Origin of the sequence: Streptomyces agglomeratus, from assembly GCF_001746415.1 — a bacterium.
GTDB lineage: Bacteria > Actinomycetota > Actinomycetes > Streptomycetales > Streptomycetaceae > Streptomyces > Streptomyces agglomeratus.
Genome location: NZ_MEHJ01000001.1, coordinates 2,315,001 through 2,336,322, shown reverse-complemented (window position 1 = coordinate 2,336,322; position 21,322 = coordinate 2,315,001). Strand labels below are relative to the sequence as shown.

The 21,322-nt window shown below is 69.7% G+C and carries 17 protein-coding genes (1 of these 17 running past the window's edge); 10 read left to right on the top strand and 7 right to left on the bottom strand.

Features of this window, described 5'->3' with window-relative positions; all coding sequences use genetic code 11:
* Nucleotides 1-28: 28 nt before the first annotated feature.
* Nucleotides 29-481 (top strand): hypothetical protein, encoded by a 453-nt coding sequence (locus AS594_RS09705; protein ID WP_141743791.1) that lies wholly within the window; start codon nt 29-31, stop codon nt 479-481.
* Nucleotides 482-847: 366 nt separating this feature from the next.
* Here AS594_RS09705 and AS594_RS09700 read toward each other — a convergent pair whose 3' ends face one another.
* The 5 genes from AS594_RS09700 to eccCa all read right to left on the bottom strand — a co-directional run bounded on the left by AS594_RS09700 (nt 848) and on the right by eccCa (nt 9,662).
* Nucleotides 848-2,191, bottom strand: a complete 1,344-nt coding sequence (locus tag AS594_RS09700) for an SUKH-4 family immunity protein (protein WP_069926590.1) — start codon at nt 2,189-2,191, stop codon at nt 848-850.
* A gap of 62 nt (nt 2,192-2,253) precedes the next feature.
* Entirely contained in the window at nt 2,254-4,188 is a 1,935-nt protein-coding gene (locus AS594_RS09695; protein ID WP_069926589.1) for a hypothetical protein, read from the bottom strand.
* A gap of 390 nt (nt 4,189-4,578) precedes the next feature.
* Nucleotides 4,579-4,905: a hypothetical protein gene (locus AS594_RS09690; protein ID WP_069933166.1), complete on the bottom strand. Its 327-nt coding sequence runs from the start codon at nt 4,903-4,905 to the stop codon at nt 4,579-4,581.
* Between the two features lie 285 nt (nt 4,906-5,190).
* Nucleotides 5,191-5,562: a hypothetical protein gene (locus tag AS594_RS09685; protein WP_141743792.1), complete on the bottom strand. Its 372-nt coding sequence runs from the start codon at nt 5,560-5,562 to the stop codon at nt 5,191-5,193.
* Nucleotides 5,563-5,717: 155 nt separating this feature from the next.
* Nucleotides 5,718-9,662: a type VII secretion protein EccCa gene (eccCa, locus tag AS594_RS09680; protein ID WP_069933167.1), complete on the bottom strand. Its 3,945-nt coding sequence runs from the start codon at nt 9,660-9,662 to the stop codon at nt 5,718-5,720.
* Between the two features lie 256 nt (nt 9,663-9,918).
* Between eccCa and eccD the strand changes: the two genes are divergently transcribed.
* The 6 genes from eccD to AS594_RS09650 all read left to right on the top strand — a co-directional run bounded on the left by eccD (nt 9,919) and on the right by AS594_RS09650 (nt 16,994).
* Nucleotides 9,919-11,376: a type VII secretion integral membrane protein EccD gene (eccD, locus tag AS594_RS09675; protein WP_069926585.1), complete on the top strand. Its 1,458-nt coding sequence runs from the start codon at nt 9,919-9,921 to the stop codon at nt 11,374-11,376.
* A gap of 214 nt (nt 11,377-11,590) precedes the next feature.
* Nucleotides 11,591-11,881 (top strand): 30S ribosomal protein S15, encoded by a 291-nt coding sequence (gene rpsO / locus AS594_RS09670; protein ID WP_018551846.1) that lies wholly within the window; start codon nt 11,591-11,593, stop codon nt 11,879-11,881.
* Between the two features lie 283 nt (nt 11,882-12,164).
* Nucleotides 12,165-14,387: a polyribonucleotide nucleotidyltransferase gene (locus AS594_RS09665; RefSeq protein WP_069933168.1), complete on the top strand. Its 2,223-nt coding sequence runs from the start codon at nt 12,165-12,167 to the stop codon at nt 14,385-14,387.
* The gene (locus AS594_RS09660; protein ID WP_069926583.1) at nt 14,384-15,763 is read left to right on the top strand and encodes a M16 family metallopeptidase; all 1,380 of its coding nucleotides are present in this window, start codon (nt 14,384-14,386) and stop codon (nt 15,761-15,763) included. The genes AS594_RS09665 and AS594_RS09660 overlap by 4 nt, the downstream gene beginning before the upstream one ends.
* Nucleotides 15,764-15,786: 23 nt before the next feature.
* Nucleotides 15,787-16,539 (top strand): 4-hydroxy-tetrahydrodipicolinate reductase, encoded by a 753-nt coding sequence (dapB, locus tag AS594_RS09655; protein WP_069926582.1) that lies wholly within the window; start codon nt 15,787-15,789, stop codon nt 16,537-16,539.
* A 14-nt stretch (nt 16,540-16,553) separates the two neighbouring features.
* Nucleotides 16,554-16,994, top strand: coding sequence for a tetratricopeptide repeat protein (locus tag AS594_RS09650; RefSeq protein WP_069933169.1), 441 nt, complete (start codon nt 16,554-16,556; stop codon nt 16,992-16,994).
* A gap of 57 nt (nt 16,995-17,051) precedes the next feature.
* On the opposite strand, the gene AS594_RS09645 is transcribed toward AS594_RS09650, so the two are convergent.
* Nucleotides 17,052-17,609: a hypothetical protein gene (locus tag AS594_RS09645; protein ID WP_069926580.1), complete on the bottom strand. Its 558-nt coding sequence runs from the start codon at nt 17,607-17,609 to the stop codon at nt 17,052-17,054.
* Nucleotides 17,610-17,704: 95 nt separating this feature from the next.
* A complete protein-coding gene (locus tag AS594_RS09640; protein WP_069926579.1) occupies nt 17,705-17,944 on the bottom strand; it encodes a hypothetical protein in 240 nt (79 codons plus the stop codon).
* A gap of 205 nt (nt 17,945-18,149) precedes the next feature.
* Between AS594_RS09640 and thyX the strand changes: the two genes are divergently transcribed.
* The 3 genes from thyX to AS594_RS09625 form a co-directional block, all read left to right on the top strand.
* Complete coding sequence (gene thyX / locus AS594_RS09635; RefSeq protein ID WP_069926578.1) at nt 18,150-18,902, top strand: FAD-dependent thymidylate synthase; 753 nt, start codon at nt 18,150-18,152, stop codon at nt 18,900-18,902.
* 205 nt (nt 18,903-19,107) lie between these two features.
* Nucleotides 19,108-20,007, top strand: coding sequence for a 4-hydroxy-tetrahydrodipicolinate synthase (dapA, locus tag AS594_RS09630; RefSeq protein WP_069933170.1), 900 nt, complete (start codon nt 19,108-19,110; stop codon nt 20,005-20,007).
* A gap of 112 nt (nt 20,008-20,119) precedes the next feature.
* Nucleotides 20,120-21,322, top strand: partial view of a ribonuclease J gene (locus AS594_RS09625; RefSeq protein ID WP_069926576.1) — the 5' portion only. 483 nt of this gene lie beyond the right edge of the window; the window shows 1,203 of its 1,686 coding nt (coding positions 1-1,203); it begins with the start codon at nt 20,120-20,122; its stop codon lies beyond the right edge, outside the window.

The window sequence follows — 21,322 nt, the reverse complement described above, 5'->3', positions numbered from 1 at the left end:
TGGTGACAGAGAAGTGAGGAGAAGTGAGATGGCTCAGCAACCCAGGAATCCCCAGGGTCCGGGATCGGGACCCGGATCGGCATCGGGACCCGACGCCGATCGCGGCGTGTGGGACGAAGCGCTCGAGCCGGAGCAGATGCGCTCGCTGAACGCCGCGTTGCGCAAGCTGGCGGACAACGGCGGCGGGAGCCCGGACCTTCAGGACGCGGCGAAGAAGTTGCTGTCGGGACGCGTCCCGCTGCGCGAGGCCATGGACGACCCCTCGGTGGCGCGAGCTCTGGGCGGTGGCATGGCATCCCTGCGCGGCGAGTGGGAGTCGCTCTCCGAGGAGGAGCGCGAGCAGATCGTACGGGGAGGGACGCCCGCGGCTGACGGACCTTCCTCGGACCCGTCGTCGCAGTCCAGGCGCTCGGACGGGGAGCCTTCGCAGCCCGCGAAGAAGAGCCAGGCGCGCCACAGCGGCGGATTCTCGCTCTACTGAGTACCGGCCCGCTTGCGGTGCGCATGTTCACACCGTGCGCCGACAGGGCTCGGGCTCGGGCAGCGGTTTCCCCGGTGCGTCACCGGTCGTAGGCCCTCGTCCTCCACCCCTGAGGACACGTGTGCGTACGCCGCTGACCCCTGGGTTCACCGGGGCAGCACAGGCTGCCAGCCCTGCCAACCCAGAGGGAGTCCGTCATCTCGTCGAGGGAATCCGTGGTCTCGTCGCCCACGTAGCCGCACACCAGGAAGCCGGCCTCCGCAGGATCGGCCCCGTACTCCTCTGTCGCACAGAAGGCCCCGGAGAGCTGAGCCGCCCGGGGACCAGCCTGTGTGCGGAGGGGGGGCGGTCGCCGGGCTGGGCTGCTCAGAACAGTCCGTGCCACATCTGTTCGACGATCAGTGACCACCAGGTGTCCGGGTCCGTCAGGGCTGAAGCGTCGATGGAGACCAGTTGCTCTTGCAGTTCGGCCACAGCCACACCGGCTGCCGCCGGGTCGAGCCCTCGCATCTGCTCGCGGGTGATGGCGAGCTGGGCGAGGGAGCGGGCGTATGCGGCGAGGGAGATGTTCACGTAGCGGGTGGATGCGGTGACCGGGTCGACTGCCCAGAGTGCGCCGAGCCCGGTGGGCTCGCTCGGGCCGGGCCGGCACTGTACGGCGAGTACGGCGACGCCGTCGAAGCCGATGCGGGTCAGGTGTGCGAGCGCGCCGGTCCTCTCCTGGCCGGCGGGGCTGCGGCGCTCGCGCAGGTTGGTGGCCACGTCGGTGAACAGCCCGCCTGCCGGTGGAGCGTCGGGACGGTCCGCGGTGAAGAACAGGGGCAGGTCGGCGGGGAGCCCCGCCGACGTAAGCAACGACCATGCCACACCCGGCAGTTGGCCGGCGCTGAGGTCGTCGGGTTCGTAGCGGCGTACCCGGTCGGTGCCGAAGACGTCGGTGAGGTGGCGGCCGAGGGCCGCGTCGTGCATCGGCTCGGCGGGGGGCACGTTCGTGGGGACCGGGACGCGGTGGGGGCGGGGCGGGGGCTGCTGCCCGGCGACCTGGTGCATCAACTCGACGTGCTGGATCAGTCCCGCGATGCCCTCGGCCCGGTCCTGGGGGCGGGCGCCGTAGGGCTGGGAACAGGAGAGGGCGGCGTTCTTGTACGTGTTGAGGAGCTCGGCGGTGTAACCGCCGGGCAGCAGGCTGGGGCGCAGGTCGGTGTGGATCGCCAGGACGTCGTCGTGGGGCACACCGATGCGGCGCAGCTCGGCCGCCACCTGGTACTCGGCGGGCGGGAGGCCGGGGCCGGAGTTGCGGAAGAGGGTCGTTTCCTCGCCGGTGGCCGGGTCGGTGTAGGTGAAGACGCAGGTGTTGCCGGGGCCGGTCACCGGGCGGGCGTCCCCGTCCGCTCCGTCCCCGTCCGCTCCGTCGCCGGACGCGCTGCCGCCGCCGTGCTTGTGCCGGTACATCCGTACGACCTCGTCGACCGGAACCGACGGCCACACCGTCAGCTCACCGGTACGCCGGTCCACCACTCCGCACGCGTCGCCGATCTCGGCGGGCGGCCGGCGCTCCCCGGTTTCCGGGTCACGCTCCATCGGGGCGGGCGCGGCCCACACGACCCAGCCCAGGTCGAACTCCCGCGTCCTGACCTCACGGCGCGCCCCCGCACCTTCGGGGTTCAGCCAACGGTCGGCGGTGGCGAGCGCCTGCTCCTGGGTGATCACGCGGGGCTCCTTCGAGGGTGGTGGGGGATGCGGGACGACGTAGGTCTACGACGACGCTACGTCTACGAAGACGTCTCCGCGGCGCGCGGGCGGATCCGCAGGGCCTTGGCTCCGCGCGCGGTGGCGACGACGAGGACACCGTCGGGGGAGAGGTCGGCGGCGGTGAAGGGGGTGTCGGTGATCAGTGCCGCCAAGACCTCCTCACTCGCCCGGTCCCACACCCGCAGATAGTCGGCGCCGCGACTGAGCCCGAGCGGGGCGGCGGCGCGTTCGTCCTCGGAGGGGAGCCGGACCTGCTGCGGGTCGGCTTCGCCGAGAAGTGTCGTCGCCGGTGCTGTGAGGCTGTGGACAAGCACTGCGGACGATCCGCCCGCCTCGCCGGATGCGCCGACGGGACGCGCGCCGGGCGTGTCCGCGGGTACGACGAGCAGGGCTACGGGGGTGGCCGACCCCTCGGGGCCGGGGAGGCTGCCGACGGTCACCGCGCTGATGCCGGTGACCGGCAGGCTCCACAGCGTCCGCCAGGGCAGGTCGAAGCCGAGCCGGTGCACGGCGTCGGCGTACTCGTGCAGACCGTCCTCGACGAAGGCGGTCTCCAGGAGGGCGGCGCGCAGCACCGTGGGCGCCTGGGTGCGGGTCAGCAGCGGGGCGGTACGCAGGTATGTGCGGGCAGGGGCCCCGAGCGCTTCCACGGAGACGGCCTCGACGGCCGCCCGCAGCGGCACAGGGTCGGCGTGCACGAACAGACCTGGATCCGTGAGGAGTTGCGGAAGCAGTCCGGCCTCGAGCGTGTGTGCCGCGATGTGATCGCGTACGTACGGATCGGCCTTGCCCCAGTCCTGCTCCGGCACCGCTTCGAGCAGCGCCATGGCTGTCCGTGACTGAGCGGCGCGTACGTTCGGCAGCCCTGCCCGGACGGCGTCGCCGATGGCGGGATGCCGTAGGCGCAGCAGCGTGGGCCCGCCGTCCCCGTCCGCCTGCCCGGGCTGGACGAACGGTCCGGCGAGCGTCATCGCGCCCGCGACGGTCTCGCTCATGTCCCGCCCCGCGACCGCGCCGACGAGCCGCGCCAGCATCTCCACCGGCAGCCCGTCCCCCTCGGCGAGAGCCAGCGGCGCCAGTATCAGCCGAAGTGTCTGCGGGTCGGCGCCGAGCCGACGGGCGTGCAGGTCGAGGGCCTCGCCCACGGAACCGGGCAGGTACTGCTCGTCGGCGGGGCCGAAGCCCTCCGGGGCCATGAGGATGCTGTCCACGGCGAGTTCCACGACCAGCGGACTGGTCCCCGCCCTGCGCCCGATCGCCGCGGCGAGTGCGTGGCGCGCTGCCGGGTCGACGGTGAATGGCAGGGCCGGCGCTGCGGCCTGCGGGCTCAGCGCAGCCTCGGCGTGCCGTACGAGACCCTCCGGGTCGGCCCACTGCGGTTCGTCGAGATCGATGATCTGCACCGACCCGTACGGCAGACCGTCGGCCAGCTCGACGGCGAGCGGACGCGGTACGTCGACGAGCAGCCGGACGGTCTCGGTGGCGGCGAGCGGCTTGAGCACCTCGCGTACGAGCCGGGCGGCCTCTCCCGCGGCACGCACCGGGCCGGCCCGGTCGACGTCCGGAACGACGATGGTCACCGCCTGATCGAGTGCAGCCAGCTCGGCGTACACATCGTCGACGGCGGTGGCGGCCAGGTTGTAGTGCTCGGCGACCAGCCACAGGACCTGCGCGGCGGTCAGCCCTGCGGTACTCGGCACAGCGGGGGAGGGCAGCTCGGGCGGCACGGTCGAGGGGTCCATGTCGTCCAGCGGCAGCCGCTTGCGGAACTCCGGGTCGCACATCATGAGGAACCCGGTGAGCAGGTGCGAACGCCCGCTGCCCGGGTTGCCGGTGAGGGCGATGACGCGTGGCGCGCCCGGCCACTCCATGCGCCAGGCGGCGAGCGCGCGCAGCGCTGCGGTGCGGCCACCTATGTGCGGATGCTGCGCGTAGCCGTCGGTCGAGCCGGTCATGAGTTCCAGTCCTCCGCTGGTGCGGTCACATGGGCGACACGGTCGACGGGTCGGAACCGCGAGCGGAAGCCACTTGCTGAACGGGTCGTGCGTTCAGCGATTCTTGCGCAACGGCGTGATGGCTTGAGGGGTGGGGTATCGGGGACGGTGACGGCCTCGCCGGGGTCCTTCCGGGCCTCGGTTCCGTCCTCTACGTTGCGAACCTGTTCACCCCGCCACCGTCCAGGAGGGTTTTGGGCAGGTACTCGCCAGGGGCCACGGTGTGGATCGAGGTCGCCGTCACCGGAGGCTGTTGCTGCGGCTGGTTCGGGGTGTCCGACGACGTGCCCGGACTGGTGCTACTCGGTGAACAAGCAGCGCGTACTGCGACCGCGATGGTGTCGGCGGTCCCTACTCGCCCGGCTGGTGCTGCCGCCGGTACAGCGCGATGGCCTTGTCCGTCGGGTAGTTGGGTACGGTCACGGACTCGCCGGTGTCCTTGGCCACCACGATCTTGCTGCCGCCGGGCTGAGCCGGTCGCGGTCGGCCGGCCGCGTCGGTGGTTGGCGGGTAGGTCGCGTACACCAGGTAGCCGATGTCGAATTCGTGGACGTGCATCGGGGCCGGTGTGCCGTCCGCCAGCTTGGGCTGGGCGTACCGGCTGCGGACGATTTCCAGAGCCTGCTCGGGAGTGGTGGGCGGGACCTGAGGCTCGGGGGCGGGGGTCTCCGGGGTCATGGGTGGTGTCCTTGCCTGACTCGCGTTGCCCGGTGCGGTAACTGGCCGACACAGCTGTCGGCCAGAGGGTCCGGGGAATGAACAGATGGATGTGCGGACTCGACGTCGATCGTAAACGGGGGCGGGCGGCATGACAGGAGTCCGCGTGCTGCACGGACCGCCGGCCGCCAGCCGCCGACCGCAAACCGACCACCGACCGCCGATCAGCAACCACCGACCACCGACCGCATGCACGTCCGGCAAGCCCGTCAGCACATCACCAGCGTCACCAGCGTCACCGGCACCTCACACCGACTTGAAGGCATCCACCTTCGCGCCACCATCCGCCTCGTGCTGCGACGTGAGCGCCGCGTACTTCGCGTCTTCCTCGGTCTCGTGCTTCTCGTGCCGCACGCCCATCGCGGTGAACTTGATCCCCATGCCCGCGATCCGCTGCGCCAGGCTGGGCATCGATTCCCTCATGCCGTCGCGCAGACCCTCGTAGACGACGCCGAAGTGCTCGCCCATCTCGTCGTCGCCCCACGGCGGCGTCTTGCCCGACTTGCCCTCGATGCCGTTCAGTCCCTCGAACAGCGCCTTCGCGGCGAGGGCGAAGTCCTGCCCCACCTCGAACATGTGGAAGCCCTCGCCCTTGAGCACCGACGCGTCGGCCCTCATCGTGTCGTCACCCGCCACAACTACCCCCCGGTACTCCGCACGTCTGTCGCAGCGCCAGCCTAACGCCCGGCCCGCACCCCCTCCAAGGCCAAGGCAAGAGGGGTGGCGCCCCCACCGGGCACCACCCCTCAGTCACACACGTACAGCCGAAGACATCAGAACCGCGACGGCAGCCAGCCCGTCTGCACCATCTGCCCACTGCGCCGACGCGTGTGGAAGTACCCGCGCCCCGGCGGCAGTTGCGACGGCGTGATGCTGCCGAGCAGCGCGCCCTCCGACCGGTCGCCGGACATCACCAGACCCTGCGCGCCGAGCTCCCTCAGACGCTGCATCACCGGCTCGTACAGCGACCGGCTCGCGCCGCCCGCCGAGCGCGCGATGATGACGTGCAGGCCCACGTCACGAGCGTACGGCAGGTACTCCACCAGCGGCGACAGCGGGTTCATGCCGGTCGCCACCAGGTCGTAGTCGTCGATGATGACGTACGCGTCCGGGCTGTTGTACCAGCTCCGGTTGCGCAGCTGCTCCGGCGTCACGTCCGGCCCCGGCATACGCCGGCTCAGCGACCCGGCCAGGCCCTCCAGCGTCTCCGTCAGCGCGGGCGCCGAAGCGCAGTAGCGCGACAGGTGAGAGTCCGGTACGGCCTCCAGGTGCGCGCGCCGGTAGTCACCCATGACGATCTTCGCCTGCTCGGGCGTGTAGCGCTCGGTGATCTGCTTGATGAGCAGCCGCAGCACCGACGACTTCCCGGACTCGCTCTCACCGAACACGATGAAGTGCGGATCGGTCTCGAAGTCGATGAACACCGGCGCGAGCGCCGACTCGTCGATACCGAAGGCTATACCGCGCTCCGGGTGCTCGAAGCCCTTCGGCAGCCGGTCCGCCTCCAGGATCCTCGGCAGCAGCCGCACGGCCGGAGCCGGGTTGCCCTGCCAGTTCTCGTTGATGCCCCGGATGAGTACGGCCGTGGCCTCCGCCAGGTCCTCCGTCTCCGAGGAGCCGTCGACCCGCGGCAACGCCGTCATGAAGTGCAGCTTGTCCGTGGTCAGACCGCGACCCGGGACCGACGCCGGAACGTTCTGCGCGACCTTGCGGTCGATCTCCGACTCCGTCGGGTCACCGAGCCGCAGCTCGATGCGGTTCTGGAGCATGTCCTTGAGCGCGGGCCGCACCTCGGTGTAGCGGCTCGCGGTCAGGATCACGTGCACACCGAAGCCGAGACCGCGCATCGCCATGTCCGTGATGCTCGCCTCGAGCATCTCGTAATCGGTCTTGAACGTCGCCCAGCCGTCGATGACCAGGAAGACGTCACCCCAGGGCTGGTCGGGCAGCTGCCCGGCCGCCCGGCGCTGCCGGTACGTCTGGATCGAGTCGACGTTGTTCGCGCGGAAGTACTCCTCGCGCGCGTTGAGGATGCCCTCGACCTCGCTGACCGTACGGCGGACCTTCTCGCCGTCGAGCCGGTTCGCGACTCCACCGACGTGCGCCAGGTCCTCCATGGCGATCAGACCGCCACCGCCGAAGTCCAGGCAGTAGAACTGCACCTCGCTCGGCGTGTGCGTGAAGGCGAACGACGCGATGAGCGTACGCAGCAGAGTCGACTTGCCGGACTGCGGACCGCCCACGAACAGACCGTGGCCCGCCCCGCCCGCGAAGTCCCGGTACAGCACGTCACGCCGCTGCTCGAACGGCTTGTCCACCAGGCCGACCGGTACGTTGAGCCGGCCGAGCGCGGTGTACTCCGGCGCGGTGAGACCGCGCTCCGGTGTGACGGCCAGCGCCGGCAGCAGCTGCTCCAGCGAGGGCGCCTCCTCCAGCGGCGGCAGCCACACCTGGTGCGCCGGCGGCCCCTGGTTCTCCATCTTGGCGACGATGACGTCCAACACCGTGTCGGCCAGCGCGTCGTCCACGCGGGTGTCGGCCTCCGGCTCCTCGACCACCGGCTGCGGCGGCAGCGCCACCTGCTGCGCCGTGAACAGCGCCGGCCGCAGCTGGGTGGAACGGTGCACCCGGGACGGCCCCTCGCCGTGGTAAGCACCCGACACGTACGCCGCCTTGAAGCGGACCATGGTGTCGGTGTCGTACCGCAGGTACCCGGATCCGGGGATCGACGGCAGGTGGTACGCGTCCGGGACGCCGATCGCCGTACGCGACTCGGCGGCGGAGAACGTACGCAGACCGATCCGGTACGACAGGTACGTGTCCAGGCCGCGCAGCTTGCCCTCCTCCAGACGCTGCGAGGCGAGCAGCAGGTGCACACCCAGCGAACGGCCGATACGGCCGATCTGGATGAACATGTCGATGAAGTCCGGCTTGGCGGTGAGGAGTTCGGAGAACTCGTCGAGCACGATCACCAGCGAGGCCAGCGGTTCGAGCGCGGCACCGGCCGCACGCGCCTTCTCGTAGTCGTGGATGTTCGCGTAGTTGCCGGCGGTACGCAGCAGCTCCTGGCGGCGCTGCATCTCACCCATGATCGAGTCGCGCATGCGGTCGACGAGCGTCAGGTCGTCCGCCAGGTTGGTGATGACGGCCGCGGTGTGCGGCATGTCCACCATGCCCGCGAAGGTCGCGCCGCCCTTGAAGTCGGCGAGGATGAAGTTCAGCGTCTCCGAGGAGTGCGTCACCGCGAGACCGAGCACCAGCGTACGCAGCACCTCGGACTTGCCGGAGCCGGTCGCGCCGACGCACAGGCCGTGCGGGCCCATGCCCTCCTGCGAGGCTTCCTTGAGGTCGAGCATGACCGGCTCGCCGTTCTCGCCGACACCGATCGGCACCCGCAGCCGCTCGTGCAGCGTGCGCGGACGCCAGGTGCGCGAGACGTCGACGGAACCGGCGTCGCCGATGCCCATGAGGTCGGTGAAGTCGAGGTTGGAGAGGAGCGGTTCGCCCTCCTCGGCCGTGCCGACCCGGAAGGCGGCGAGCTGCCTCGCCAGCGACTCGGCCTGCTCCGGGCTGAGCACGTCCGGCTTGCCGTTGTACGCCGACTCGTGGCCCACGAACAGCTTCATGCGGTCCGGCTTCAGATACGCCGTCAGGTTGCCCCGGAGTTCGTCCTCCAGCTCCCCGGGGGAGATCTCCAGGAACGTGACGCCCTGAAGCCCCTCCGCGCCGGCGAGTCCGGAGTCCGGCGGTACGGTCCCGCCGTCGAGCACCACGATCAGGTGCGGCTGGTCGTACACCGGGTTCGCGTCCCGGTTCCAGCGCGGCCGGTCGGCAAGCTGGTCCTCCAGCGCCTCCTCCAGCTCACCGAGGTCGTCGAAGAGGAGCCGGGCCGAACCCGCGCCGTCCTTGGCCTTCGGGTGCTGGCTGTGCGGCAGCCACTTGATCCAGTCCCAGTCCGCCGCGGCGGAGGGGTGCGCGACCACGGCGACCATCAGGTCCTCGGGCGAGTGCAGCGTGGTGAGCTGCGCGATAGCCGCACGGGCGTTGCCGTAGACGGTCTCGGTGTCCCCGGCCAGTGCCACGTGGTAGAAGGCGCGCAGCGAAACCGACACCGGCAGATCGGCGAGGCTTCCGTGCGCGTCGAGGAACGCCTTCATGGCCGCCGCCGTCAGCGGCTCCAGCTCCTCCTTCGGCGCGGTCTCCGGAGCGGCGAGCGGAGTCGCCAGCTGCTGGCTGCCGAGCCCTATCCGTACCGACGCGAAGTCGGCGTCGGTCGGGCGCCGTTCCCACAGTCGCTTGCCGTCGGCGGCCAGCGCCCACAACTGGTCCGGGTCGGGGTGCTGGAACAGCTGTGTACGCCGCTGGAGTTCGGCCGTCTTGTGCACGTCCTTGCGGACCTGCTCCAGGTAGCGGAAGTAGTCACGCCGGTCCTGCGCCATCCCCGCGCCGCCGCCCTGACGGGACTTGGCGAACTGGGCGATGGCCATGGCGAGGGTCGATGCCAGCATCAGACCGCCCACCACCCGCATATAGGAAGGCAGGTTGGGCATGAAGAAGAAGCCGACGGAACCCAGCATGCCGAACATCGGCAGCAGGTTCATCAGCACACTGTCGTCGCCCTCCCGCGGAATCTCCGGCGGTGTCTCCAGTTTGACCTCGCCGTCCGGGACAGCAGGCGGCTGGATCCGCGGCTGCCGTTTGATGATGACGACGCTCACCGATGCACTCATCCTTCGCGATTGCTGTGTCTTCCCGGGTGCAACCCCCGGACCCCCGGCCTGAAGAGCAGGCACGCGTAGCCGCTGATCCTACTGTCACGCCAGAGCCCGCCGGGAGGCAGGCGCGTGGAGATGCGGGGGAGTCCGGGGAGGAATGAGGGAGGCGGGACCTGTGCCCGCCGGGGCGAACGATAAGGTGGCGCTCCGCGTCGTACGAGCGGCGTAAAGAAGCTTGTCTAGCAGGGGGAACTACCAGGTGAGCACGGGCACATCGACGGGTTTCTGCCGAGTCACCGTCGCAGCTCCGGACAGTCGTATCGATGTGGCGCTGCCGGAGGACCTGCCGATCCAGGACATCTATCCGGAGATCATCAGGCTTTCGGGCATGGTCCAGTCCGACGGCAGCCTCGCCGGCTACCACCTCGTGCGCCGCGACGGCCATGTGCTGGACGCGAGCCGGTCGTTGCTCGAGCACCGGGTCAGGGACGGCGAGGTGCTGCTGCTGCGCACGTTCGCCGATTCGCTGCCGCCGGCCGTCCACGACGACGTGGTCGACGCGGTCGCCACCGCGGTCAAGCAGGACCTCCGCGGCTGGAACGACAACCTGATGCGGGTCGCGGGGCTCGTCTCCGGCGTACTGCTGCTGGCGATGCTCGGCTTCGTGTTCTGGTTCGCCGACCCGCTGCGGCACGACATGCACGGCCTCCAGGGCATCGTCGCCGGAGTGGTCGCGCTGACGCTGACGGCTCTCGCGGGTGTACGCGGCCGGGTGTACGACGACAGGGCGTCCGCCGTGGCCCTGGGCATCGCCGCCCTGCCGCACGCGCTCATCGCCGGCTCCGGCGTCATCCCGCAGGACGCCGGTGAAGGTCCCGGCCGGCTCCAGTTCCTGGTCGGCTGCGTCGCCGTCCTGATCTTCTCCGTCGTACTGATCATGCTGCTGCCGCAGGGGGACGCCCCGTTCGTCGCCGCCGCGCTGGCCGCCGCGATCGGCACCCTGGCCGCGTTCGGCGGAGTACTCACCGAGGCCCAGCCCCGCGAGATCGCCGCCGTCACCTCCGTCGTGGCACTCGCCGTCGTCGGCTTCCTGCCCGGCTGGTCGGCCCGCTTCGCCAAGCTGCCCATCGGCTTCCGCAACCCCGAGGACCTCGCCAGGGCCCGCCGCGAGGGCCAGGAGGGCAACCTCGAAGCCGTCGACGTACAGCGCATCGTCGCCCAGACCAGCCGAGGCCACGAACTGCTGCTCGGCCTCGTCGGCGGCTGCGCCGTCGTCATCCTCGGTGCGGGCGGCGCCGTCCTCGGCTTCAGCGACAGCGGCTGGGCCCAGCTGATGGCCCTGGTCACCGCGCTGGCCGCGATGCTCCGGGCGCGGCTGTTCCGCTACACCGCGCAGGTCACCTGCCTCCTGGTGGCCGGCGTCCTCACCACCGGCCTGCTGATCCTCGGCCTCGCGATCTCGCCCCCGACCCAGATCCTCGTCGACCTGGCCCAGGGCGACTCCGGAGCCGTCGACGTACGGACCCTGTGGCTCGGCGCCTCGGTCGCTGCGGGCGCGATGCTCCTGATCGCGATCGGACTGATCGTTCCGAAGAAGGGCCTGTCACCCTTCTGGGGGCGCATGCTGGACCTGGCGGACTCGCTGGTCCTGCTCTCCCTGATCCCGATCTGCCTGGCGGTTCTCGACGTCTATGCCAAGGTCCGCGGCGGCGTCTGATCCGCACCCGTACGCCCCCGCCGGTCCGGCCCTCACGGGCCGCCGTCGGGGGCGCTCGCATCTGCTGGTAAGCTGCATGACGGCCGCTTGTGTATGCGCCCCCGGACACCCGGAGGCTGCGCCCAGCGGATCCCCGCCTCCCGAGTAACGGAAGCTCCCCAGAGAATTCGACCTGGGGCACTCGATGGCAATACGAAGACCAAGAGGAGTACGCGTGCCGCTCGACGCCGCTACGAAGAAGCAGATCATGACCGAGTTCGCTCAGAAGGAAGGCGACACCGGCTCCCCCGAGGTCCAGGTCGCCATGCTTTCGCGCCGGATCTCGGACCTGACCGAGCACCTGAAGACGCACAAGCACGACCACCACTCCCGCCGTGGTCTGCTCATCCTGGTCGGCCAGCGCCGCCGCCTGCTGCAGTACCTGGCCAAGAAGGACATCCAGCGCTTCCGTGCCCTGGTCGACCGCCTCGGCATCCGCCGTGGCGCGGCCGGCGGCGCCAAGTAAGACGGACGTCGTGAAGGGAGCGGTACCCCACTTCCAGGGGACCGCTCCCTTTGCTGTACGTGCGTGACGGACCGGACGCTCAGTAGTCTGGTCGTACAACGGAACACAGAACGAGCGAGAAGCGGCTTCCCCGCCGCCGGTCCTCGGTAGTGGCCCCCGGAGCACAGCGACACCGGGGTCTTCGATCGAAGACCGGCCCCGCAGCAGAAGCGCTTCTCCACCACCGTCCCCGTGCCACACGGGCGAGGGGACGAAAGACGCTAAGTATCAGGAGATAACGCTAGTGGAGAACGAGACCCACTACGCCGAGGCCGTCATTGACAACGGTTCCTTCGGCACCCGCACCATCCGCTTCGAGACGGGCCGCCTGGCCAAGCAGGCCGCCGGCTCCGCCGTGGCGTACCTGGACGACGACACCATGGTGCTGTCGGCCACCACCGCTTCGAAGAAGCCCAAGGACCAGCTCGACTTCTTCCCCCTCACGGTGGACGTCGAGGAGCGGATGTACGCAGCCGGCAAGATCCCCGGCTCCTTCTTCCGTCGTGAGGGCCGGCCCTCCGAGGACGCGATCCTCACCTGCCGCCTGATCGACCGCCCGCTGCGCCCCTCCTTCAAGAAGGGCCTGCGCAACGAGATCCAGATCGTCGAGACGATCATGGCGCTCAACCCCGACCACCTGTACGACGTGGTCGCGATCAACGCCGCCTCCTGCTCCACGATCCTGGCGGGCCTGCCCTTCTCCGGCCCGATCGGCGCCACCCGCGTCGCCCTGATCAAGGGCCAGTGGGTCGCCTTCCCGACGCACACCGAGCTCGAGGACGCCGTCTTCGACATGGTCGTCGCGGGCCGCGTCCTGGAGGACGGCGACGTCGCGATCATGATGGTCGAGGCCGAGGCCACCGAGAAGACGATCCAGCTCGTCGCGGACGGTGCCGAGGCGCCGACCGAGGAGATCGTCGCGGCCGGCCTCGAGGCCGCCAAGCCGTTCGTCAAGGTTCTCTGCAAGGCCCAGTCGGACCTCGCCGCCAAGGCCGCCAAGCCCACCGGCGACTTCCCGGTCTTCCTCGAGTACCAGGACGACGTGCTGGAGGCGCTGACCGCCGCCGTCAAGTCGGAGCTCACGCAGGCGCTCACCATCGTCGGCAAGCTGGACCGCGAGGCCGAGCTGGACCGCATCAAGGAGATCGCGGCGGGGAAGCTGCTCCCGGCCTTCGAGGGCCGCGAGAAGGAGATCTCCGGTGCGTACCGCGCGCTGACCAAGCACCTGGTCCGTGAGCGCGTCATCAAGGACAAGGTCCGCATCGACGGCCGCGGCGTCACGGACATCCGTACGCTCGCCGCCGAGGTCGAGGCCATCCCGCGCGTGCACGGTTCGGCGCTGTTCGAGCGTGGGGAGACCCAGATCCTGGGCGTCACCACCCTCAACATGCTCCGGATGGAGCAGCAGCTGGACACTCTTTCCCCGGTGACCCGCAAGCGCTACATGCACAACTACAACTTCCCGCCGTACTCCGTCGGTGAGACCGGCCGCGTGGGCTCGCCCAAGCGCCGCGAGATCGGCCACGGCGCGCTCGCCGAGCGCGCCATCGTGCCGGTGCTGCCGACGCGCGAGGAGTTCCCGTACGCGATCCGCCAGGTGTCCGAGGCTCTCGGCTCCAACGGCTCGACGTCCATGGGCTCCGTCTGCGCCTCCACCATGTCGCTGCTGAACGCCGGTGTGCCCCTCAAGGCCCCCGTCGCCGGTATCGCCATGGGCCTGATCTCGCAGGAGATCGACGGCAAGACGCACTACGTCGCCCTCACCGACATCCTCGGTGCCGAGGACGCGTTCGGTGACATGGACTTCAAGGTCGCCGGTACGAAGGAATTCGTCACCGCCCTCCAGCTCGACACCAAGCTGGACGGCATTCCGGCCTCCGTCCTGGCCGCGGCCCTCAAGCAGGCCCGCGACGCCCGCCTCCACATCCTCGACGTGATGATGGAAGCGATCGACACGCCGGACGAGATGTCCCCCAACGCCCCGCGGATCATCACCGTCAAGATCCCCGTGGACAAGATCGGTGAGGTCATCGGCCCCAAGGGCAAGATGATCAACCAGATCCAGGAGGACACCGGCGCGGACATCACGATCGAGGACGACGGCACCATCTACATCGGTGCCCAGGTCGGCTCGCAGGCCGAGGCGGCCCGCGCGACGATCAACGCGATCGCGAACCCGACCATGCCGGAGGTCGGCGAGCGCTACCTGGGTACGGTCGTCAAGACCACCACCTTCGGTGCCTTCGTCTCCCTGATGCCCGGCAAGGACGGTCTGCTGCACATCTCGCAGATCCGCAAGCTCGCCGGTGGCAAGCGCGTGGAGAACGTCGAGGACGTCCTCGGCGTGGGCCAGAAGGTCCAGGTCGAGATCGCCGAGATCGACTCCCGCGGCAAGCTCTCCCTCGTCCCCGTGATCGAGGGCGAAGAGGGCACCGACGCCGACCAGAAGGCCGACGCCGACCAGTGACATCCCGTAGTTCCGTGACGACGGCCCGCACCTCTTCGGAGGGGCGGGCCGTCGCCCGTACCCAAACACTGCTCAAGGGCCAGAACGGCATCGGCACCGTCCGCAGGACCACCCTCCCCGGCGGCCTGCGGATCGTCACCGAGACCCTGCCCTCCGTACGCTCCGCCACCTTCGGCATCTGGGCGCACGTCGGCTCGCGCGACGAGACCCCGGCGCTGAACGGCGCGACGCACTACCTGGAGCACCTCCTCTTCAAGGGCACCGAGAAGCGCAGTGCCCTCGACATCTCGTCCGCGATCGACGCGGTCGGCGGCGAGATGAACGCCTTCACGGCGAAGGAGTACACGTGCTACTACGCACGTGTCCTGGACACCAACCTCCCCCTCGCCATCGACATCGTCTGCGACATGCTGACGGGCTCCCTGATCAGGGCCGAGGACGTCGACGCCGAGCGCGGCGTCATCCTCGAAGAGATCGCGATGACCGAGGACGACCCGGGCGACGTGGTCCACGACCTGTTCGCCAAAACGATGTTCGGCGACACCCCGCTGGGCCGCCCGGTCCTCGGCACCGTCGACACCGTCGAGGCGCTCTCCGCGGACCGCATCCGCCGCTTCTACAAGAAGCACTACGACCCGACGCACCTCGTCGTCGCGGCCGCCGGCAACGTCGACCACGCCACCGTCGTACGCCAGGTCCGCAGGGCCTTCGAGCGCGCCGGCGCCCTGTCCCGCACGGACGCGGTCCCGCTCGACCCGCGCGACGGCTCCCGCGTCATCCGCACCGCCGGCCGCGTCGAGCACCTCAACCGCAAGACCGAGCAGGCGCACGTCGTCCTCGGCATGCCGGGCCTGTCCCGCACCGACGACCGCCGCTGGGCGCTCGGTGTACTGAACACGGCCCTCGGCGGCGGCATGTCGTCCCGCCTCTTCCAGGAGGTACGGGAGAAGCGCGGCCTGGCCTACAGCGTGTACTCGTACACCTCCAGCTTCGCCGACTGCGGCCTGTTCGGCGTGTACGCCGGCTGCCGCCCCGGCCAGGTCCACGACGTACTCAAGATCTGCCGCGACGAGCTGGAGAAGGTCGCCGCGAACGGTCTGCCCGACGAGGAGATCGACCGCGCCGTCGGCCAGCTCTCCGGCTCCACCGTCCTCGGCCTGGAGGACACCGGCGCGCTCATGAACCGCATCGGCAAGAGCGAGCTGGCCTGGGGCGAGCACATCTCCGTCGACGACATGCTCGCCCGGATGGCGGCAGTGACACCCGACGAGGTACGGGAAGTCGCCGCCGACGTCCTGGGCCACCGGCCGTCCCTGTCGGTCATCGGCCCGCTGAAGGACAAGCAGGCCGACCGCCTGCACGAATCAGTCGCCTAGAGCCCTCCAGAAAGAAGCAAGCAATGAGCAAGCTGCGCGTGGCCGTTCTCGGAGCCAAGGGCCGTATCGGCTCCGAGGCCGTACGGGCCATCGAGGCCGCGGAAGACATGGAACTCGTGGCGGCGCTGAGCCGGGGCGACAAGCTCGAAGCCCTCGTCGAAGCGGACGCCCAGGTCGTCGTCGAGCTCACCACCCCCGCGTCGGTGATGGGCAACCTCGACTTCTGCGTACGCCACGGCATCCACGCCGTCGTCGGCACCACCGGCTGGACCGACGAACGCCTCGCGCAGCTCCGCTCCTGGCTGGAGACCTTCCCGGAGACCGGCGTGCTCATCGCGCCGAACTTCTCCATCGGCGCCGTCCTGACCATGAAGTTCGCCCAGCAGGCGGCCCCGTACTTCGAGTCCGTCGAGGTCGTCGAGCTGCACCACCCGAACAAGGCCGACGCCCCCTCCGGCACCGCGACCCGCACCGCCCAGCTCATCGCGGCGGCGCGCGCCGAGGCCGGCAGCGCCCCCCAGCCCGACGCCACCACCACGGCGCTCGACGGCGCCCGGGGCGCGGACGTGGACGGCGTACCCGTGCACGCCATCCGGCTGCGCGGTCTCCTCGCCCACCAGGAAGTACTCCTCGGCGGCGAGGGCGAGACGCTGACGATCCGCCACGACTCCCTGCACCACAGCAGCTTCATGCCGGGCATCCTGCTCGGCGCGCGCCGCGTGGTGACCACTCCCGGCCTCACCTTCGGCCTGGAAAACTTCCTCGACCTGAACTGACGGCAGCTGCACCCATGCGCGCAAAGATCACGTACTTCGTCCTCGCCGCCGTCCTGGTCGTCTACTTCGTCCTGGCCGGCAGCAGGGGGTACTTCCTCATCCGGGAAGGCACCGCCCTCACCGTCACCTTCGGCGTCGCGGTGCTGGTCCTCCCGGCCATCGGCACCTGGTTCCTCTGGCACACGACACAGTTCGCCCGCAAGGCGGACGCGCTGTCCGCGAAGCTGGAGGCGGAGGGCGGCCTGCCCGTCGACGAGCTGGTACGTACGCCCGGTGGGCGCATCGACCGCGACTCGGCCGACGAGGTCTTCGCCCGCCGCCGCGCGGAGACCGAGGACGCCCCGGACGACTGGCGCTCCTGGTTCCGTCTCGCCGTCGCCTACCACGACGCGCGGGACACCCCGCGGGCGCGCAAGGCGATGCAGCGGGCGATCGCGCTCCACGAAGGCAAGTAGACCCATGCGAAAGGGGGCGTCCGGCCGGACGCCCCCTTTCGCATGCCTTGCCGGGACTCACCCGGGCCGGTACTCGTCGCCCCAGGCTTCCACCGTGTCGGCGGCCCGGTCGAACGCTTCCACCCGCGACAGGAAGTCCGCGTTGTGATCGGTGAGCAGCTGAAGCCGCTCACCGCTCGAACGGAACAGTACGAGCGCCTGCCCCTGCACCGTGCGCGGCAGCCCCAGCCACCGCACCGGCTGCTGGACCGTACGTACGGTCGTCGCCCGGGCCCACGGCACCGTGGTCGTCGAGAAGAACCCCACGCGCCGCAGACCGTGCCGGCTGACCCACGCACCGACACGCAGCAGCCGCAGCGCGCAGGCGATCATGACCACGGCGAGGCCCAGACAGGCCCCGGCGCCCGGCATCGCCCCCGTGAAGGCGATGATCATCGCAGCCAGCAGGACGAAGGACGCGAGGAGCAGCAGCAGGGCTGCCGCTCCGACGCGCCAGGGTCCCGGACGGTAGGGTCGGCGCCATTGATCGTGGTCGTCGAAGGGCAGTGCGACATCGTCGGACGTCTCACCGGTCACATCGAAAGCACGGTCGGCCGTCAGGAAAGGCAGGGGCACGACTGATCCTCACTCACCAGCACGCTCGATTGGGCTGTGCCCGGTGAGGCTACCGAGGAGGTCTTCGCCGGGCCACCTCAGGGGGCCCGGACGAGTCAGCGCCCATCAGCGGCTTCGGACTTCTGCGTCGCGGCCGGAGCCTGCGCCGGATCGAGCGCGGGAACGCCGAAGAGCAGCGATCCCACCAGTCCGGCGACGACGGTGAGACCGATGAGCGTACGTCCCACGACCTGGGACACGCTCGGACGTTCGGGGGGCGGAGGGGTGACGTTACTGCGGAATCGGTCGGCCTCGGCAACGAATGCGAAGGGGACGGACTCTCGCCGGCGCAACATGGGGCGCTCACTCCTTTAAGTTTTTGATCTGGTACCAGGGCTTCTACAGGGACAGACGCACAAAGCTGTCGCTTGGTGCCCGATTTCCCTGAATCGGCCGAACAATGTCCCCCCGGTGCCGCCCGGCACCCGACCGGCCGTCACTGTCGGTCCCGGCCCGTAGAGTGTGGGGCGCCCGAGCGATGTACATGGAAGGACCCCGCCGGTGACTGTTACCCCTGATGGCACCCCCACCGAGACCGCCGAGCCCACGTTCCGCAGCGAGGTGACCGTCGAACTGGTGAAGCACACCGCCAGTGACTCCGACGTGCTGTGGGCCGCCCGTGTCTCGACCGCCGGCGAGCAGTCCCTGGAGGAGCTGAGCAAGGACCCGGAGCGCTCCAAGGGCCTCATCAACTACCTGATGCGGGACCGCCACGGCAGCCCCTTCGAGCACAACTCGATGACCTTCTTCATCAGTGCCCCGATCTTCGTCTTCCGCGAGTTCATGCGCCACCGCGTCGGATGGTCGTACAACGAGGAATCCGGTCGCTACAGGGAGCTGGAGCCGGTCTTCTACGTCCCCGGTGAGTCCCGCAAGCTCGTCCAGCAGGGCCGCCCGGGCAAGTACGAGTTCGTCGAGGGCACCCCGGAGCAGCAGAAGCTCACGACCCGCGCCATGGAGGACTCCTACCGCCAGGCGTACGAGGCGTACCAGGAGATGCTGGCCGCCGGAGTGGCCCGAGAGGTCGCCCGCGCGGTCCTCCCCGTCGGTCTGTACTCCTCGATGTACGCCACCTGTAATGCCCGGTCCCTCATGCACTTCCTCGGCCTGCGCACCCAGCACGAGCTGGCCAGGGTGCCGTCCTTCCCGCAGCGCGAGATCGAGATGGTGGGAGAGCAGATGGAGGCCCACTGGGCCGGGCTCATGCCCCTCACCTACGCGGCCTTCAACGCCAACGGACGGGTCGCGCCGTAGGGCCCGCGCACCGGCCCGAGGACTGATGTACGGATCCACCGTCCGAAGTGTCCGTATTGCCGCAGTTCGAGAATTTCATCTAGGCTGATCAAACGGACCCGGCACTGCTTGAACCCCCGAGCAGGCAGTGTCGGGTTCCACTTCCCCCATGTCTGACCTCCCCCGAGGGGACACCACGCGTTGAGCAGCGAGTAGCGTGTTACCCATGGCTCCGATCTCCACTTCGCAGACCCCCTTCGGGCGGGTCCTCACCGCCATGGTCACGCCCTTCACGGCTGACGGCGCACTCGACCTCGACGGCGCCCAGCGCCTCGCCGCCCACCTCGTGGACGCCGGCAACGACGGGCTGATCGTCAACGGCACCACCGGCGAGTCCCCGACCACCAGCGACGCGGAGAAAAACGACCTCGTACGTGCCGTACTGGAGGCCGTAGGAGACCGGGCCCACGTCGTCGCCGGTGTCGGTACGAACGACACCCGCCACAGCCTCGAGCTGGCCCGCGCCGCCGAGCGCACCGGCGCGCACGGCCTGCTCGCGGTGACGCCGTACTACAACAAGCCCCCGCAAGAGGGCCTGCTCCGCCACTTCACGGCCATCGCCGACGCCACCGGGCTCCCCGTGATGCTTTACGACATCCCGGGCCGCAGCGGTGTGCCCATCAACACCGAGACGCTCGTCCGCCTGGCCGAGCACCCGCGGATCGTCGCCAACAAGGACGCCAAGGGCGACCTCGGCCGCGCCAGCTGGGCCATCGCCCAGAGCGGCCTCGCCTGGTACTCCGGCGACGACATGCTGAACCTCCCGCTGCTGTCCGTCGGCGCCGTCGGCTTCGTCTCGGTCGTCGGCCACGTGGTCACCCCCGAGCTGCGCGCGCTCCTCGAAGCACACCTCGCCGGCGACGTCCGCAAGGCGACGGAGATCCACCAGCGGCTGCTCCCGGTCTACACCGGCATGTTCCGCACCCAGGGCGTCATGACCACCAAGGCCGCGCTCGCCCTCCAGGGCCTGCCCGCCGGCCTCCTGCGCCTGCCCATGGTGGAGCTGACGCCGGACGAAGAGGCACAGCTCAAGCGCGATCTCGCGGCCGGTGGCGTAGAGCTCTGACAAAGACTTCACAACTGAATACGCAGGAATCCCACACACAACAGCAAGTGCACGAATGTCACGCGCGCCACGTGCCTCAGCGGTACGTGGCGTGTGTGGTGAGGAGAGTCTTTTGAGTCATCCGCATCCCGAACTCGGTACCCCGCCGAAGCTCCCCAAGGGCGGTCTGCGCGTCACCCCGCTCGGCGGTCTCGGCGAGATCGGCCGCAACATGACGGTCTTCGAGTACGGCGGCCGCCTGCTCATCGTCGACTGCGGTGTCCTCTTCCCCGAGGAGGAGCAGCCCGGCATCGACCTGATCCTGCCGGACTTCACGTCCATCAAGGACCGCCTCGACGACATCGAGGGCATCGTGCTCACGCACGGCCACGAGGACCACATCGGCGGCGTCCCCTTCCTGCTCCGCCTGAAGCAGGACATCCCGCTGATCGGCTCCAAGCTGACGCTCGCCCTCATCGAGGCGAAGCTCCAGGAGCACCGCATCCGCCCGTACACCCTCGAGGTCACCGAGGGGCACCGCGAGCGCGTCGGTCCCTTCGACTGCGAGTTCGTGGCGGTCAACCACTCCATCCCGGACGCGCTGGCCGTCGCCATCCGCACCCCGGCGGGCATGGTCGTCCACACCGGCGACTTCAAGATGGACCAGCTGCCCCTGGACCGCCGCCTCACCGACCTCCCGAAGTTCGCCAAGCTCGGCGAGGAGGGCATCGACCTCCTCCTCTCCGACTCGACGAACGCCGAGGTTCCGGGCTTCGTCCCGCCCGAGCGCGACATCTCGAACGTCCTGCGCACGGTCTTCGCGAACGCCCAGAAGCGCATCATCGTGGCGAGCTTCGCCAGTCACGTGCACCGCATCCAGCAGATCCTCGACGCGGCCCACGAGTACGGCAGGCGCGTCGCCTTCGTCGGCCGCTCGATGGTCAGAAACATGGGCATCGCCCGCGACCTGGGCTACCTGAGGGTCCCGGCCGGCCTGGTCGTCGACGTGAAGACCCTCGACGACCTCCCCGACCACGAAGTGGTCCTCGTGTGCACCGGCTCCCAGGGCGAGCCGATGGCCGCCCTCTCGCGCATGGCCAACCGCGACCACCAGATCCGCATCGTCCAGGGCGACACCGTCATCCTGGCCTCGTCGCTGATCCCGGGCAACGAGAACGCGGTCTACCGCGTGATCAACGGCCTGACCCGCTGGGGCGCCAACGTCATCCACAAGGGCAACGCCAAGGTCCACGTCTCGGGCCACGCCTCGGCCGGCGAGCTGCTGTACTTCTACAACATCTGCAAGCCGAAGAACCTGATGCCGGTCCACGGCGAA